Genomic DNA, 17,122 nt, shown 5'->3' with positions numbered 1-17,122 from the left:
TGGCCACAGATTACGCGCCGATCCCGCCATGCCGCGATCTCGCACGCATCTAGCTCGAGCAGGCGGCCGCCGATTTCGTCATTCGCGTCTCCCGGCGCCGGCGCCGCACCGTCAGGTCGAGCGCCCGAATCGTGCTCAACGGCCGAGGTCGATTGCTTGCCGGCGCCGCTGAAACCGGCGCGGCCGTCCCCGGCCGCCTTCTCTTCATGTCTTTTCCCCGGTTGCGCGGCAAACCGCGATGCACGCGTGCCGCGCGCGAGGCCATGCGCTTACTTCGGGCGCAGCATCATCAGGCCGGTACGCACCGCCGTGCACACTTCCTCGTCACGCTGGTTCAGTGCGACGTGACGAAACACGACGATGCCCGAGTCGCTGCGGCTTTTCGACAACCGCGCGCTGACGATCTCGGTACGCACGCGAATCGTGTCGCCGTGGAAGGTGGGCTTCGGAAACTTGATTTCCTGGAAACCGAGGTTGCCGAGCGTCGTGCCGAGCGTCGTTTCATACACGGTGATGCCGGCGAGGAGCGCCAGCAGGAACATGCTGTTGACGAGCCGCTGCCCGTAGATCGAGCCCTTGCTGTACTCGGCATCGATGTGCAGCGGCGCGCAGTTGTACGTCATCGCGGAGAACAGCACGTTGTCGGTTTCCGTCACGGTGCGGCGGATCGCGTGTTCGACCACGAGGCCTTCACGGCAATCTTCGAAATAGAGTCCGGCCATTTGTCGGGTTCCTTGTTCAGTCAGTGAGTGAGGGATTTCGCGCGCGCGACGATCTCGTGTGCGGTCTTGACGTGGGCGATGTCGATGTGTTCGCCGTCGTAGATGCACGACGCGCGGCCACCGGCCTGTGCCTCGTCGAGCGCGGCGATCATGCCTTCGTAGTACGCGACTTCGTCGGCCGACGGGCTGTACACGTCGTTGATCGTCGCGACGTTCGACGGATGCAGCGCGAGCTCGCCGGACATGCCGAGATTGCGGTCGAGCACCGACGACTTGCGCAGCCCGTCGAGATCCTTGACCTGCTGCCATACGCCGCCGATCGCGTGCTTGCCGGCCGCACGCGCGGCCATCACCGCGCGCGACTTGAAGTACAGGCTTTCGCGGCCGTCTGGCGTCCACACGTAGCCGAGTGCGCGCGCGACGTCGGCGTTCTTCGCGGTCGCGCCGACGATCGCGCCGACGCGCTCGCGCGATGCGATTTCATATGCGAACTGCAGCGAACGCGCCGTCTCGAGCAGCGGTATCACGCGCGTCGATCCGAGCGCCGCGCCGTTACGGAATTCCGCCTCGGCGAGCATCATCGACACGCAGTCGATGTCCTCGGGCCCGACGGGCTTCGAGATCACGATCCCCTCCACGTGCGGCCCGACCACCGCGAGGATGTCGTCGAAGTCGTACAGGTACGGGCTACGGTTGATCCGGACATACACGCGCTGCCGCTGCTCGGCCAGCCATGCCAGCTTCGACCGGACGACCGCGCGGGCCTCGACCTTCAGGGGCACTGGCACGCTGTCCTCGAGATCCAGAATCAGCGCATCCGCTTTCGCGGCGATCGATTTCTCGATCCAGTCCGGTTTGTTGCCCGGCACGAACAGCAGCGATCGGGCCGGCCTCACGGCATTCGTAGTCACTTTCGTCTCCTTGTTGACGGGTTGATGCGAAAAATGGATTCGGTGCGTCGCGCCGGCATCACGTCGTGGCCGTTGCCACGCGTTCGGGTATCGACAGGACGGCGTCCGCGTAGCGCTCGCTCATCCGCGGTCCGCCGTTTTTGAAATGCCGTGCCGGCCTGCCGCCGCCGCGATCGCATCGAGCGTCTCGGGGTTGGCCAGCGAAGAGAGGTCGCCAGGCGGAAGGCCGAGGCATGCGGAACGCACCGCTCGGCGCATGATCTTCATGTTGCGCGTCTTGGGCAGCTCGTCGACGAACAGCACCAGCGACGGCCGAAACGCGGCGCCGAGCCCCGACACGACCGCCGAGCTCAACGCTTTCTCGACGTCCGCGTCAGCCGTCACGCCCGGCATCAACGTAACCACGAGGCCGACGGTCTCGCCCTTGACCGGATCGGGCACGCCGATCGCCGCCGCTTCGGCGACGCGCCCTGTCGCCATCACGAGCGTCTCGATCTCCGCCGGCCCGGTGCGCTTGCCGGCAACTTTCAGCGTATCGTCGGCGCGACCGAGCACGTACCAGAACCCGTCCTCGTCGATCGCGGCGCGATCGCCGTGCCGCCACATGCCCGGCGTCTTGCCCCAGTAGTTGGCCAGGTAGCGTTCGTTGTCGCGCCACAGCCCGCGCGTGAGGCCGATCGACGGCCCGCGCAACGCGAGCTCACCGGTCCCGCCCGGCCCGACGGAGCGGCCCACGTCGTCGACGACATCCGCCCCCATGCCCGGAATCGGCCCCGCGAATGCGCACGGCTTCATCGGATGGATCACGGTACCGGTGACGATGCCGCCGCCCACTTCAGTGCCGCCCGAGTAATTGACGATCGGCCGGCTGCCGCCGCAAACCTTGTCGAACATCCAGTGCCATGCATCGACCGTCCACGCCTCGCCGGTCGACAGCGCGACACGCAACGCGGAAAGATCGTGGTTTTCGATGCCCGCGCCGCCCGCCTGCATGAAACTGCGCACGATCGTCGGCGCGATACCGAGCACGCTCACGCGATGCCGCTCCATCAGCCGCCAGAACCGTCCCCGGTCGGGGAAATCGTGCGCACCCTCGGCCATCACGATGGTGCCGCCCAGCAGCGTGGTGCCGTAGATCAGCATCGGCCCGACCAGCCAGCCCATGTCGCTCAGCCACATCAGCCGGTCGCCGGCGCGCATGTCCGCGCACAGCCCCATGTCGAGCGCGAGCTTCGTGACGAATCCGCAGTGCGAATGGACGGTGCCTTTCGGCTTGCCGGTCGTGCCCGATGTGTACATCAGCATCATCGGTGCGTCGGCCGGCATCTCGGTGGTCGGTGCATCGATCGGCTGGCCGTCGATCAGTTCATGCCACCAGCGGTCGACCCGCGTGTCCCATTCCGTCGGGGTGCCGTGGTTGCGCAGCACGACGACATGTTTCAGTGTGGGCACGTCCGCGCGCGCCGCATCGATCGTCTGCTTCATCGGCGTCGCCTTGCCGCGGCGCGTGCTCGCATCCGCCGTCAGCACCGCCACCGCGCCCGCATCCTGCAGGCGGCTCGCGACGGCCTGTGCACCGAATCCGGAAAACAGCGGCAGCACGATCGCGCCGATCTTCGAGATCGCCAGCATGGCGGCCACGGCCTCCGGCACCATCGGCAAGTAGATCGCAATGACGTCGCCCGGCTGACAGCCGATCTGGCGCAACCCGGCCGCAAGGCGGCTCGTCTGCGCGTCGAGTTCGGCGTACGTCCAGCGACGCACGGTGCCGTCCTCGCCTTCCCACACCACCGCTTCCTGCCGGTCGCGTGCGGTGCCGCGATAGCGGTCCAGGCAATTCAGTACCGCATTGGTCGTGCCGCCGACGCACCACTTCGCCCACTCGATGCCGTCGCGCGTATCGACGACCGATTCGTACGGTTGATAGAACCGCAGGTCCATGTGCCGGATGAGCGCGTTCCAGTAGGCGTCGGGATGAGTCGCTGCGAATGCCAGCAGTTGCTGGTACCCGACCGGATCGGCCTGCTCGATGCCGACGGATCGCATGAACGCAGCCAGTGCGCTGGCATGTGCCGCCTCGGGTTCGGGGCGCCACGCCACGTCGCACACCTGCCATGCAGTTTCCATTCACGTCTCCGGTTTGACCTGGCATTGCCTTGATTCAATGCTAGTCGTGCGCACCGGCCGGACTCAAGTTTTCACTCGCGAATCCATGATTCGCATTGCGCGAATCGTTGCGTCAGGCGTGCACCGGCACATGAAGAAGGTGCCGACTTTCGTGCGGATCGGGAGGGCAGATGCGACGAATGCGCATCCGGAACGGAAGCCTTCTTCTTGATGTACGCGCGTGCGTTCCGCGACGCCTTCACGCCCGAGGCCCGATCGCAAGCCGCCCGCGCGCGGCCGAATACGCGCGCTCTTTCCAGCTCGCGAATGCAAGAGGAATCGGGCCGCTGCGGATATCGTTCAGGATTCCGACCGGCCCTCATGCCATCAATACCGGAGCATCACCGACTTCGCTTCCGTATAGGTCTGAATCGACTCGGCGCCAAACTCGCGGCCCAGCCCCGACTGCTTGTAGCCGCCGAACGGCATCACCGGATCGGTTTCGCCGAACGTGTTGATCCAGATCCGGCCGCCCTTCAACGCCCCCGCGATCCGGTGCGCCCGGCCGATGTCACGCGTCCAGATGCCGCCGGCCAGCCCGTAAGCCGAATCGTTGCCCTGCGCGATCACGTCGTCCTCGGTATCGAACGGAATCACGCAGGCGACCGGGCCGAAGATCTCCTCCTGCGCGATCTTCATCGCGTTGCGCACACCGGAAAACACCGTCGGCTCGACGAAGTACCCGGCTTCGCGCACGTGTCGGCCGCCGGTCAACAGCGTCGCGCCCTCATCGCTGCCGGCGTCCACGTACGACATCACGCGATCGCGCTGCTTCGACGAAATCAGCGGGCCGAGCTTCGTATCGGCATCGAACGGGTTGCCGACCTTCAGGCTCGCGGCGAGCTTCGCCACTTCGTTCGCGAATTCGTCGTGAATGCTGCGATGAACGAACAGGCGCGTGCCGGACGAGCAGATCTGCCCGGAATTGCGCGTGAAACCGTTGACCGCGGCAGCGAGCGCCTTGTCGAGATCGGCATCCGGAAACACGATGTGCGGCGTCTTCCCGCCAAGTTCGAGCGTCACGCGCTTCAGGTTGCCGGCCGACGCGAGCAGGATCTGCTTGCCGATCGCGGTCGAGCCGGTAAACGCGACCTTGTCGATACCCGGATGCTCGGAGATCGCCGCGCCGACCGTCTGCCCGTAGCCGGTCACCACGTTCAGCACGCCCGGCGGCAGCCCGGCCTCGTGAAATAGTTCGACGAGCCGCAGGCAGGTCAGCGACGCGAGCTCCGACGGCTTCGTGACGATCGTATTGCCGCACGCGAGCGCCGGCGCGAACTTGACGCCGGCCAGCAGCAGCGGCACGTTCCACGGATTGATCTGGCCGCAGACCCCGATCGGTTCGCGCAGCGTGTAGATGAACGCGGAGGAATCCGTCGGCACGGTCGTGCCGAGTATCTTCGTCGGCCAGCCCGCGTAGTAGCGGAACGTGTCGACGGTCATCTTCACCACCGCCGCGCTGAACCAGGCCGGCATCCCGTTGTCGAGCGTCTCGAGGGCGGCCAGTTCGTCCGCGTGTTGCTCGATCGCGTCCGCGAGGCGCAGCAGCACGGCGGTGCGCGCATGCGGAGACATGCTGCGCCAGCCCGACGATTCGAACGCGCGTCGCGCGGCGGCCACCGCAAGGTCGACGTCCGTCTTGTCGCCTTCGGCGATGCGGGCGAGCACGTCCGCCGTCGCCGGGTTCAGTGTCTCCATCGTTCTGCCGGACGCGGACGGCACCCACTTGCCGTCGATGAAGTGCTGCTTGGCGCCGGAGCGGCACCACGCGAGCGCCGCGGCCAGGCCGGGATGTTCGGATTCTGACTTCGTGGAAAGGACGGTCACTGCCTGTCTCCGTTAAGAATGGTTCGTGATGTTTTGCTGCACGGCGTCGACGGGGCGTACATCGCCCCTGTCGCGCGCAGCATCGGTTGCGCACGCCGCTCGACGCGGTCGGGCGCTGGAACTTGTGAATGATTCCGCGGTTGAATCCAACCATCGTGCCCGGCGCGTCTCCGGCTTTCTCGCTATCGACAGCGCCGGACAGGCGAAGCAATACATGTCACCCTCCGTGCTTATCTACTCATTTGTATTTCTAATTATTCGGTTAATGCAGCGAAGCAGCAGGCCATTTGTTCATTCGACTGGTGGCCCTTGGCGTGCGGCGCAATGACGATGATGTTAGTCAGCGCATCCTGCAACGCTCAAGTCGTGACTTGCGAATCCGCGATTCACGATGCACGAATCGCCGCAATGCGATGCCGTCGCGACGTGTTCGTATTCCGGAACTCGCGCGCTCACGAATCGTCACTTGAGGCGCTCATCGCGGGCTTCTAGTATTTCCGCATGGCCCGCAACCGGGCCGGCACGCTCCGGGCCGGACGGCTGCGCGACAGAATGACACCGGGAGACAATCTTGAAAGACAACGCAGGAGCCGGACCGCTCGCCGGTCTGAAAATCATCGAACTCGGCGGGATCGGGCCGGGCCCGTTCTGCGCGATGCTGCTGGCGGACATGGGCGCCGACGTGCTGCGCCTCGACCGCATCGTGCCGTCGGACAGCGGCGTGCACATGGATCACCGTTTCAATCTGCTCAACCGCGGCCGCCGCTCGGTGGCCATCGACCTGAAGCTGCCGCAGGCCGTCGAACTGGTCAAGCGGCTCACCGCCTCCGCCGACGCAGCGCTCGAGGGCTTTCGCCCCGGCGTGGCCGAGCGGCTCGGCGTGGGCCCGGACGATCTGCTGGCGTGCAATCCGCGCCTCGTCTACGGCCGCATGACCGGCTGGGGCCAGGACGGCCCGCTTGCGCAAGCGCCCGGACACGACATGAACTACATCTCGCTGAGCGGTGCGTTGCACACGATCGGCGAACGCGACGGGCCGCCCGTGCCGCCGCTCAACCTGGTCGGCGATTTTGGCGGCGGCGCGATGTATCTCGCGTTCGGCATGGTCTGCGCGATGCTCGAAGCCTCACGCTCGGGAGCCGGGCAAGTAGTCGATGCGTCGATGGTCGACGGCTCCGCGCATCTGATGACACTGATCTACGGCATGTACGCGGCGGGCGCATGGAGCGACCGGCGCGGCGACAACCGGCTCGATTCGGGCACGCCGTGGTACAGCGTCTATCGCACGCGCGACGATCGCTACGTGTCACTCGCGTCCAACGAGCCGCGCTTCTATCGCGAAACGCTCGCACTGCTGGGGCTCTCCGACACGCCGCTCCCCGATCAGCACGACCGCCACGGCTGGCCGGTGCTGCGCGAGCATTTCACTCGGGTGTTCGCCACGAAGACGCGCGACGAATGGTGCGCGCTCGCAGCCGGCACCGACGTCTGCCTCGCCCCCGTGCTGTCGCTGGCCGAGGCACCGCATCACCCGCACAACGTTGCCCGCCGCACGTTCGTCGAAGTCGACGGCATCGTGCAGCCGGGGCCCGCGCCGCGTTTCAGCCGGACCCGGCCGACGCTGCGCGGCGGCGCGCCCGCGCCCGGCGCCCATACGACGGCTGCACTGCGCGACTGGGGCATCGACGCTCGCGAAATCGACGCGCTGCGCACCGCGGGGGTCCTGCAATGAACGCACCTGAAAACAGGCAAACGAACACCGCCGACCGGCCGCTGGACGGCGTGCGGGTACTCGCCGTCGAGAATTTCATCGCGGGCCCCTATGCGTCGATGTGGCTCGCCGATGCCGGTGCTGAAGTGGTCAAGGTCGAATCGCGCGAAGGCGGAGATTTTTCCCGCGGCACGAGCCCCGTCAAGACCGACGCGAACGGCGTCGCGCACGGCCTGTCGTTTCTGCGCTCGAACCGTAACAAGAAGAGCGTCACGCTCGACCTGAAGCATCCCGACGGCAAGCGGATCTTCATCGAGCTGGCGCGCGAAGCCGACATCGTCGTGGAGAACCTGCGCCCAGGCGTCATGGACCGGCTCGGCATCGGCTACGACGTGTTGCGCGAACACAATCCGCGCCTGATCTACGTCGCGATCTCCGGGTTCGGCCACACCGACGTGAAGCCCAGCCCGTATACGGACTACCCGGCATTCGACATCGTCGGGCAGGCGATGAGCGGGTTGATGTACCGGCCCGAGCGCACCGGCGATCGCCCGACCTATCTCGGCTTTTCGCTGGCCGATCTGCAAGGCGGGATCCTGGCGATGCAGGGCGCGCTGCTCGCGCTCTATCAGCGCCAGCGCACCGGCCGTGGCAAGAAGGTCGACATTTCGCTATACGACGCTTCACTGATCCAGAACGAGATCTCCGTCGCGATGTATTCCGCGTTGCGCCAGCCGACGCCGCCCGGCGTGCATGCGGTCACCGCTCCGTTCGGTACGTATCGCGCGAACGACGGCTATATCGTCATCGCCGTGCTCGGCGAACACATCTGGCGCCGCTTCTGCGACGTGATCGGCCGACCGGAACTGCCCGACGATCCTCGCTTCGCAGACGGCATCTCCCGCCGTGCCAACGGCGAGGCGCTCGACCGGCACATCGATGCATGGCTGGCCGTGCGGACACGTGCGGATGCGGTCCGGACGTTGCGCGACGGCGGCGTGCCGGCCTCGGTGGTGAACGATGTCGCCGACCTGTTCGACTGCCCGCACGTGGCCGCCCGCGACATGCTGATGACGCTCGACGACCCGGTCTGGGGACCGATCCAGGTCGCCGGCAATCCGATCAAGATGTCGGACGTGCCGGAGCCCGAGGCCGGCCTGCCGCCCCGGCTTGGCCAGCACACGCAGGCCGTACTCGAAGCGTGGCTGCAGATGGACGCCGGCGACGTGGCAGCGCTGCGCGCGCGGCAGGTCATCTGAACCCTGAAGCAAAGAGGGCATCGCGCATCGGTTTGCGCGATGCCCTTCATGAAACGGGCTCCCGGACGGTTTGCGTCAGAGCGCGGTAAACCCGCCATCGACCACGAGTTCCGCGCCGGTCACGTACGACGATTCGTCGCTGGCCAGGAACAGGAGCACGTTTGCGACTTCCTCGGGCCGCCCCGCGCGCGCCAGCGGAATCTTCGAGTGGATGACCTTGATGACTTCCGGATCATCGAACAGGTATTCGCTCTGCGGCGTGCGGATCACGCCCGGGTGAATCGAGTTCACGCGAATCCCGCGACCGGCCAGGTCGATCGCCGCGCACTTGGAAAGCAGCCGGTTCGCCCCCTTCGATGCGCCATAGCCCGGGTGTAGCCCCGGAAAGGCGATCATGCCGGCGATCGACGACATGTTGACGATCGATCCGCCTCCGGCGCGCTCCATCACCGGAATGACCGTCTTGATCCCCAGGAACTGGCCGTTGAGATTCAGCTCGATCAGCTTGTTCAGGCCGTCGAGCGTCGCCTGTTCCCACGTATCGGGTGTGCCGGGCAGCCCGGCGTTGTTGACGAGCACGTCGACTCGCCCCCACGTCGCGAGCGCCTTGCCGACGGCAGCCTGCCATTGCGCCTCGTCGGTGACGTCGAGGCCGCAGTGCTCGGCGCTCAGCCCCTGTTCGCGAATCCCGGCGGCCACCTGCGCCGCGCCGTCGGCGCGGATGTCGGTCACCAGGACGTTCGCGCCCTCGCGCGCGAGCAATCCGGCCCCCGCCGCGCCCATGCCGCTCGCGGCGCCCGTGATGATGACCGTCTTGCCTTTCATGCGATTCATGTGAAACTCCCGTTCGCTTGGTTTGATTGTCGACTTGTCAGAATCTTCGGATTACTGATCCGGTGAAACACTTCGGCGCGTTGGCATATGCACCGCACGCTAGGCGCTGCCCTCGCCAGCGGCGCCCAGCTCGCCGGTACCACGCTGCGGCGCACCGCGCCTGACGCGGTCGGACAACCTGTCGTTGACGAGCGCGACGGCGAGCGCGCCGATCACCGCGGGAACCGCCATCGCATAGAAGTTGAATTGCAGCGGTAGCGCGAGCCCCACGATCACCCCGATGAGGATCGGGCCGAACATCGCGCCGAGGCGCCCGATACCCGCAGCCCAGCCTACGCCGGTCGAACGCACGTTCGTCGGGTAGAACTGGCCCGCGTATGCGTAGACCACGATCTGCGTGCCGATCGTGCAGGCGCCGGCGACGGTCACGACCGCGTACAGCAACGCGGTGGGCGCCTTGTAGCCGAGCAGCGCGATCGATACGGCCGCAAGCAGGTACATGCCGATCAACACGCGCTGGATATTGAGGCGATCGGCCAGCCAGCCGCCGCCGATCGCACCGACCACCGCGCCGAGATTCATCGCCATCACGAACGTCAGCGCGGAACCGAGGCTGTAGCCGGCGGACGCCATCAGCTTGGTCAGCCACGAACTCAGCCCGTAGACCATGAAGAGATTGGTGATGCAGGTCACCCAGAACATCAGCGTGCTGAACGCGCGCCCTTCGCTGAACAGCGCGCCGAGCAGCCTCGTCGGCCCGGCCTCCTCCTTCGGCATCGCAAAGCGGTCGCCCGGCTGGGGCACATGGCCAGGAATCAGCCGTTGCGCGATCCTGCGCACCTCCGCATCACGGCCCTTGAGCACCAGGAACGACAGCGATTCCGGCAGCGTGCGCCAGATCACCGGCACCAGCACGATCGGCACCGCCGCCGCGAAATACATCGACCGCCACCCGTAGTTTTCCATCAGGCTCTTGCCGAGCAGCGCCGCCAGCACCCCGCCGCCCGAATAGCCGGCGAACATCAGCGAAACGAGCATGCTGCGCATGCGGCGCGGAGAATACTCCGTCATCTGCGCGGCGCACGTGGGGGCGATGCCGCCGAGACCCAGTCCCGCCAGGAACCGCAACGCACAAAACGCGACGGCGCCCCCAACCGCACCGGCCGCGGCGCTGAACACGCTGAAGAGCAGTACGCACAGCACGATCGCCGGGCGGCGCCCGATACGGTCGGCGATGCTACCCAGCAGGATGCTGCCGACCATCATGCCGAACAGGCTCGAACTGGCAATGACGCCTGCGGTGACGGGGGTGATGTGCATCTCCTTCATGATCAGCGGCAGCGAAATGCCGACGATCGCGAGGTCGTACCCGTCGAGAATCATGATCAGGATGCACCAGCAAAGAACGACGGTATGGAATCGACCGAATCGGGCTTCGTCGATCACCGCCTGCAAATCGAATTGACGCATGGTTCCTTTGTCTCCGTGTCTGGAAGGTCGCAGTGCCTTTCCTTTTTTCATTCGGCATGGCCCGTGTACCGGGCCGCCGGCGGCCGCCGCGCATTCGCATTGCGTGCGAGCGTCGGTGGCGCCATCAATGCTATGAGGCGCACGCTGCATCTTCAAATCACGAATTGCGAGGCCGCCGTTCGCGGTTCACGAACGTCGGGCGCGGCCGGCCATGCGTTGTCTGGAGCCGGTCAGGATGACGGACGACGCGGTGCCGACCGCAATGCGACGCCAGAGGGCGGCGGCCGCGCGGTCGAGCACCGGGAATCAGGAGCAGGAATCGGGGAAATGGAGCGCTTCGGCGCGCAGCGATAAGGCCGCGCCCGGCCCATCGATCAATCGGCCAGAGGGCCTGACGACGGCGCGGCCTTCGGGCGCCCGGTCAGTTGGTCGATGAGCGCACGCGTGGCCGAGGTCGTGGCCTTGCCTTTTCGGGTGCCGACCCGCAGCACCCGTACGGCCCACGGCTCCTGGATGCGCAGGACGGCGCACCGGTCGCGGCTGTCCATCGGCACCATGCATTCCGGCAGCACCGTCACGCCGAGGCTCGCCTGTACCAGACTCAGCGCGACGTCGGCGCCCGATACCGTGAACCGTGCGCGAATCGTCTCCCCGAGCGCATGTGCGGCTTCGTTGACCTTGAACATCAGCGTCGTATTGACCGGTTGCGCGATGAAGGGCTCGCGCACGAGATCGATGGTCTTCACCGTGCGTTGTTCCGCGAGCGGATGATTACGCGGAACAACGGCGACGAAGCTGTCGGTACGATAAGGCAGCGTATCCAGCAGCGTGTCGTCCACGTCGCCGCTCACCACGTACACACACAGATCGACGTCGCCCGTCGTCACGGCTCGAACCAGGTTGGTGTTGGGTTCCTGCTTCAATTCGAGTTCAACTTGCGGATAGTTGCGTGCGAACTCACCGAATTCTCGCCCCAGATACTGGACAACGCTGGCCCCTGTCGTCGCAACGCTCACGTGTCCGCGCACGCCCGCCGAAAATTCGCCGAGCTCGCGCCGCATGTCTTCGAAGTTTTCGAACATCTGTCGCAGATAGCGTGCAAGCACTTCACCCGCCGCATTGGGCACGACCCCGTTCGGAATGCGTTCGAGCAACTGCACGCCGGCGATGTCCTCGAGGTCCTGCACACGCTTCGTCGCGGCGGATGGCGCGATGTTTTCCCGCGTCGCGGCGCGCCGGATCTGGCGCTCCTCCACGACCGTGAGAAACAGACGCAACGTAAAAAGGTCGACCCGGCGGGTCAAACCGTGCACGCTCAACGCACTCATGATGTCTCCTTCCGTCCGGTCGCTCGATCGAGCGCTCGCGACAGCGATCGACTTGCGGCGACACGGTACTGTGTTCGCTCCACGTAGGCGCGGGTCGGCCCGTCGCTTATCGGGGAGGCATGTCTTTATGGGAATCCTGTCCGTGAAACGAACAGCTGAAGCCGCTTTTCCTGATCACCGGTTGCGCGGCCGGCACATCGGATCGGCCGCATGACCGCGGGAGACTTTTCTCTGATGTCACGCGCATACGGTAGCACCAACGCTCACCGCATGCTCGTGAACCGCGCGTCTGCCGCCGGGTGTGCGAGATCGCGCGCAACGCGCGGGCGTTCGTCACTGGAGCGGCAATGCAGGCACTGACATCGACCACTGGCTCCGGAATTTGATGATCAGCTCGTTGCGCTGATTGTAGACACGACATTCGAACTCGATAACGATGCCTTCGTTGCCCGTATCGTAGCGGCCCACGGTTTCGCTTTCCGCCCAGATCGTATCGCCGATGAAAACGGGTCGTACGAATCGGACGTCCGTGCAGCCCAGGCCGATGGAATGGCGTGTCCGGTTCAGCTCGTACGCGTGTGCACCGCTGGCCACGCACAACACGAACGTGCTGTTTGCCGCCCGAGCGTGGTGCGGGGACGATCCGCCACGCCCGCCATCCAGATACAACGGCTCCGCGTGATGGGTCAACGTGCTGAACAGGAGGTCGCAGGCCTCGGTGAGCGTATGCTGAATCGGGTGCCGGCAAGTCGCACCGATCACGAATCGGTCAAGGCAGCCGCCGGAAATGGCTTCCGTCATGATGCGCTCCTCCTCCCCTCTTCCGTTCTTCCCGAACTCCAGGTTCTGGCGATACTGCGGATGCGTCACCAAGGGTAAATGCCAAACACAACCGCGCCAAGTCGCGTTCCGCGCAGGGGCGATTCGTGAACGGCGATTTCATGCGGGCACCGACACACCGCGGCCGATGTTCACCCCATCGCGGAATGTCGGCGCGGACCGGGGCATCGCCGCCCGGCGCGAGGCAGCCGCGTGCGATCACGGAAACAGACTTTGAAGTGGGGATTCTGCGGATTGCGTTTCACGCGCACGAAGCCCGACTGGACCGGCGGCCGTCACGCGATTCGCAACCTGTCGGGCGCAAGCAGCCCGGTTGCCTCCGGCTCGGCGCTTCAACGCTGAATAACGGACGGACCGATGAAGCGTGCGACAAAAGATCGGCCGCCTGCAATCGCAGGCGGCCGATCAACCTCTGCCCGTCATTCGCGTGAGTGTCGCGTGGCTTCGATCGGTTCCCCTTTCTCCGGCACGCAATATCGCCACGCGATTCCCGGGCGTTCACCGCACTGACACAAGCGCCATCAATTCACCCCGACCGCACTCCACGCGCGAGCGACCGTGGCGCTTTCGGCCGAATTCGCGCCGTACAGGTCGTTCGCCGCCTGGATCGAAGCACGACGTGCGTTCGGGTAGCTCGAGTTGGCGTTCAGATACACGGTCAGCGTCCGGTACCAGATCTTGCCGGCCTTCTCGCGGCCCAGGCCGCTGAAGGTCGTGTCGCCGTTGCAGACCAGCTTCGCCTGCGTCAGGCCGGTATCGGTCGACGGCACCGTCGGGCCTTCGGCCAGCAGGTAGAACAGGCGGTTGCCGACACCCGACGTGTAATGCGGATCATGGCGCGGATTCGACCACGAGAATCCACCCGACGGGTAACAGCTGAACGACCGGCCGTCGAGATCCTGCTTGTACATCTTGCGCAGGCCGCCGCTCACCACGCGCGCACCGATCACGTAGTTGCCGGGATCGTTCGGGTTGTTGGCGTAGTACTTCACGAGCGTGCCGAAAATGTCGGACGTCGACTCGTTCAGGCCGCCCGCGTCGCCCGAATAGTTCAGGTTGGCCGTGGCCTCGGTCACGCCGTGGCTCATCTCGTGTCCGGCGACGTCGACCGAAACGACCGGTTTCGGCAGACTGGTGCCGGGTTGGCCGTCACCGTACACCATCACGTGCGACGACAGCCATGCCGCATTCGCGCCGGTCGTGCCGCTACCGGTATTGAATACGACGTGCGCATAGCTCTTCACGCCGCGGCCGTCGTTGAAGATGCCGTTGCGGTTGTGCGTAGTCTTGTAGTAGTCCCAAGTGAGTGCGAGACCATAATCGATGTCTGCGGCGACGGTCTGCCGGTCGGTGGTCGTGTTGTTGCCCCACAAGTTCGTGCTGCTCGTGAAGATCGGCAGGTCAGTCGCCTGCTCGACGTCGTCCGAGGTCAGGCCGCGGCCGTCGTAGACCGAGCCGGAGCCGCGACTCGGATCCAGCATCCGGTACGCGTTCGTGCCCGTCTGGTCGGTGGTGAGCGTCAGGTTGCCGTAGTACAACGAGCGGCCGGTGCCGGTCGCGGCGGCGGTCTTGATCAGGTCCTGTGCGTCGAGCACGGTGCCGGTTCGCGCGTCGACGTAGTACAGCACGGCATCGCCATGCGTGTCGGTCGCCTTGCCGTAGACGCGCACCGCGTAGGCCAGCGTCGGTGTGACGTCGCGTGCGAACACGACGAGTTCCGCGTCATCGACGCGACGCACGTCCGAGTCGAAACGCGCGGCTGCGATGCGCTTGACCCGGGCGGCACCGACGTCGGGTGCGTTGCGCACCACGGAGCGGTCTCCGACCTTGCCGATCTTGCCGGCTAGACTGATCGGCGCGAGCTGCGTCACGCTCGCCTGCTTCAACTGCCCCTTGCTCGAATGGACGACAACGTCGCCACCGATCACGGGCAGGCCCGCGTAGAAGCGATCGAAGCGCACGTGCTCGGTGCCGTCAGGATCGACGATCACGTCGCGCACCTGGAACTGATCGCCATCCGTCGGCGCGCTCGCCTGCGGCCCTGCGAACTTCAACGCGCGTGTTGTGCCGCCGGTTGCGAGACTGAAGGCGGACGGGTTCTGCTGGATCAGTTGCAGGGCCTTGTCGACCGTAGCCGACTGGTCACCGGCCTGGGCAAAAGCACTGAGACTCGCGACGGTAATCGCGGTGATGGACAGCAGACGAGACAGTTTCTTCATGTAATCCCCCGGCTATGTATGGGTGATGTTCGAGGAATGCATCAAGTACAAACTTTGATCTAAGACATGTCACGAACCGCAGAGGGATGCTAGAAGGTCATTTTTATAATTACAAGATATTTTCTGACAGGTTAATTTTTGCTGTCGCCGATGTTAATCGATTCATGATTTGGTGAGAAATCTGAAATGATCTCGTCGGCCGGGATGTCGGTATCGGCAACGCTGCATCGGCGGAATGTCCCTGGCGGGCCGGGTGTTATCAGGCCGAGGCGTTGCGTGGCGCGGGGCGGGCAGGACGGATGATGTGAAGCGGGCGTAAAGCGGCGGATACTATTTGCTTTATTAAATATTGATTTTGATTGTTGCCGTCTCGCGCGCATCAATACCATTTGCCAATGACGCTGCGATTCCGGTTTTTGATGGCGATACCTTTGAATTCGTAGTGAAAGCCAGGCGAACGACGAACAAGATAATGCCTTCTACGAATCTTTCGTTCGGGCGACGCGGCGCAACTCATGGCGGGTGCGCCGTGGCACACCGCTGCTTTCGCGGAAGACGCATGCGGCCGATGAACCATCCGTTGACGCCTGCCGCCTACCTGCCCCTCACCTTGACCTGCACCACCAGCCACGTCAGCGCCCCCAGCACGAACACGGCAAGCGTCCACGTGCCGCCATGGTGCTGCAGCACCGCGGCTGTCGCGGCGATGCCCGCCAGTCCCTGCTGCAGGAAGCCGCACAAGGCCATCGCGTGCGCGCCATGTTCGTGCGCATCGCTGACGGCGGTCGCCATGCTGTTGGGAAACAGCACTGCCTGCCCGAAAATCGCGAGGCAATACAGCGCGATGAAGATCCACAGGCCGGTGAAATGGGCCAGCAGGCCGCCCAGCCACGACGCCAGCATCAACGTGGTTGCCAACGCAACCAGCGCGGCGCCGGCCTGCATCAGCCGGACCCCGCCGACCCGTCTCACGAGGCGATTGACCAGCATTGCCCCACTGAAATAGGCGATGCCGAGCAGCAGGCCGATACTGCCGAAGCTCGTCACGGCCAGCTTGAAATGCTCCTGGAACACGAACGGACTCACTTCCTGCAAGGTCACGATCGTCGCGAACCCCAACCCGCCGGCGCAGGCTGGCCACAGGAAGCCCGGGCGCCGCAGCAGGAGCCCGTAAGTGCCGGCCATGCCCGACGTGACAGCGGTGCGGTTTCCCGCCTTCAACGGCAACGCGTACGACAGACCGATCGCGAGCGCGGCGATGACGGCCATCAGCACGAAACCCGTTTGCCAGTGACTGTATCGGCCGATCAGCCCGCCGACGAACTGGCCGCCGCCCAGCGCCGTGATGAAGGCGATCGACAACACGGAGAGGCGTCGCGCCAGTTCGTCGCCGCGCCAGTTGTCTCGAACGATGATTCTGGCGATGATCGCCGCGCCGCCGCCCCCGATGCCCTGGAGGGCGCGCAACACGAGCAGCGCCGGTGCGAGCGTGCAGCTGGCGAGCAGCAGGCTGCTGGCGACGAACAGCAACAGCGAAATCAGCAGCGGGCCACGCCTGCCCCAGCGTTCCGCGGCGGCGCCCCAGAACGGCACCGGCAGCGCCGCGCCGATCACATAGGCGGAGATGGACAATTCGGCGCCGCCTTGCGTCATCTTCAGTTCGCGCATGACGACAGGCAGCGACGGCAGGTACACCGTCGTCGCCATTTGCGCCATGAAGACGATCAGACAGGCCAGCGCCATCAGGGACGCAGTCGACGCCGCCGGTTCGCACGGTGTGCCGGCAGCAAGAACGGGTTTGTCGCTCATGCCAGCCCCCGATTCGCTCGAGACGC

Annotated in this window: 13 protein-coding genes; 3 read left to right on the top strand and 10 right to left on the bottom strand. The window is 65.4% G+C overall.

Translation table 11 applies throughout. The features are described 5' to 3' along the window. Positions 1–269: 269 nt before the first annotated feature. The 4 genes from BCO18175_RS08460 to BCO18175_RS08445 form a co-directional block, all read right to left on the bottom strand. On the bottom strand, positions 270–722 hold the full coding sequence (locus BCO18175_RS08460) for a MaoC family dehydratase (RefSeq protein ID WP_174966886.1): 453 nt from the start codon (positions 720–722) through the stop codon (positions 270–272). Positions 723–742: 20 nt separating this feature from the next. Further along, positions 743–1,633 (bottom strand): HpcH/HpaI aldolase/citrate lyase family protein, encoded by an 891-nt coding sequence (locus BCO18175_RS08455; protein WP_254607996.1) that lies wholly within the window; start codon positions 1,631–1,633, stop codon positions 743–745. A 120-nt stretch (positions 1,634–1,753) separates the two neighbouring features. Beyond that, the gene (locus BCO18175_RS08450) at positions 1,754–3,760 is read right to left on the bottom strand and encodes an AMP-binding protein (protein ID WP_174980231.1); all 2,007 of its coding nucleotides are present in this window, start codon (positions 3,758–3,760) and stop codon (positions 1,754–1,756) included. Positions 3,761–4,126: 366 nt separating this feature from the next. Continuing rightward, entirely contained in the window at positions 4,127–5,626 is a 1,500-nt protein-coding gene (locus BCO18175_RS08445; protein WP_302480639.1) for an aldehyde dehydrogenase family protein, read from the bottom strand. A gap of 571 nt (positions 5,627–6,197) precedes the next feature. On the opposite strand from BCO18175_RS08445, the gene BCO18175_RS08440 reads away from it, so the two are divergent. Together BCO18175_RS08440 and BCO18175_RS08435 are read left to right on the top strand one after the other, a co-directional pair. Next, the gene (locus BCO18175_RS08440) at positions 6,198–7,358 is read left to right on the top strand and encodes a CaiB/BaiF CoA transferase family protein (protein ID WP_174980230.1); all 1,161 of its coding nucleotides are present in this window, start codon (positions 6,198–6,200) and stop codon (positions 7,356–7,358) included. Further along, positions 7,355–8,596: a CaiB/BaiF CoA transferase family protein gene (locus BCO18175_RS08435; RefSeq protein ID WP_174980229.1), complete on the top strand. Its 1,242-nt coding sequence runs from the start codon at positions 7,355–7,357 to the stop codon at positions 8,594–8,596. The genes BCO18175_RS08440 and BCO18175_RS08435 overlap by 4 nt, the downstream gene beginning before the upstream one ends. Before the next feature lie 75 nt (positions 8,597–8,671). On the opposite strand, the gene BCO18175_RS08430 is transcribed toward BCO18175_RS08435, so the two are convergent. Then, positions 8,672–9,430: an SDR family NAD(P)-dependent oxidoreductase gene (locus BCO18175_RS08430; RefSeq protein WP_174980228.1), complete on the bottom strand. Its 759-nt coding sequence runs from the start codon at positions 9,428–9,430 to the stop codon at positions 8,672–8,674. A 99-nt stretch (positions 9,431–9,529) separates the two neighbouring features. Next, positions 9,530–10,900, bottom strand: a complete 1,371-nt coding sequence (locus BCO18175_RS08425) for an MFS transporter (RefSeq protein ID WP_174980227.1) — start codon at positions 10,898–10,900, stop codon at positions 9,530–9,532. Between BCO18175_RS08425 and BCO18175_RS08420 the strand changes: the two genes are divergently transcribed. Next, positions 10,844–11,254 carry a hypothetical protein gene (locus BCO18175_RS08420; protein ID WP_174980117.1) on the top strand — a complete coding sequence of 137 codons (411 nt, stop codon included), beginning with the start codon at positions 10,844–10,846 and terminating at the stop codon, positions 11,252–11,254. The two genes, BCO18175_RS08425 and BCO18175_RS08420, sit on opposite strands and share 57 nt — an antisense overlap. Positions 11,255–11,274: 20 nt before the next feature. On the opposite strand, the gene BCO18175_RS08415 is transcribed toward BCO18175_RS08420, so the two are convergent. The 4 genes from BCO18175_RS08415 to BCO18175_RS08400 all read right to left on the bottom strand — a co-directional run bounded on the left by BCO18175_RS08415 (position 11,275) and on the right by BCO18175_RS08400 (position 17,096). Continuing rightward, positions 11,275–12,228: a LysR family transcriptional regulator gene (locus BCO18175_RS08415; protein WP_174980226.1), complete on the bottom strand. Its 954-nt coding sequence runs from the start codon at positions 12,226–12,228 to the stop codon at positions 11,275–11,277. A 333-nt stretch (positions 12,229–12,561) separates the two neighbouring features. Next, a complete protein-coding gene (locus tag BCO18175_RS08410) occupies positions 12,562–13,029 on the bottom strand; it encodes a MaoC/PaaZ C-terminal domain-containing protein (protein WP_174980225.1) in 468 nt (155 codons plus the stop codon). Between the two features lie 560 nt (positions 13,030–13,589). Next, complete coding sequence (locus BCO18175_RS08405) at positions 13,590–15,287, bottom strand: M4 family metallopeptidase (RefSeq protein ID WP_174980224.1); 1,698 nt, start codon at positions 15,285–15,287, stop codon at positions 13,590–13,592. A 594-nt stretch (positions 15,288–15,881) separates the two neighbouring features. Beyond that, the gene (locus BCO18175_RS08400; protein WP_254607995.1) at positions 15,882–17,096 is read right to left on the bottom strand and encodes an MFS transporter; all 1,215 of its coding nucleotides are present in this window, start codon (positions 17,094–17,096) and stop codon (positions 15,882–15,884) included. Positions 17,097–17,122 lie beyond the last annotated feature (26 nt).

Source organism: Burkholderia lata, assembly GCF_902499335.1.
Taxonomy (GTDB): Bacteria; Pseudomonadota; Gammaproteobacteria; order Burkholderiales; family Burkholderiaceae; genus Burkholderia; species Burkholderia lata_B.
The sequence above is the reverse complement of the archived record's forward strand: the minus strand, read 5'-3'. Positions and strand labels throughout refer to the sequence as shown.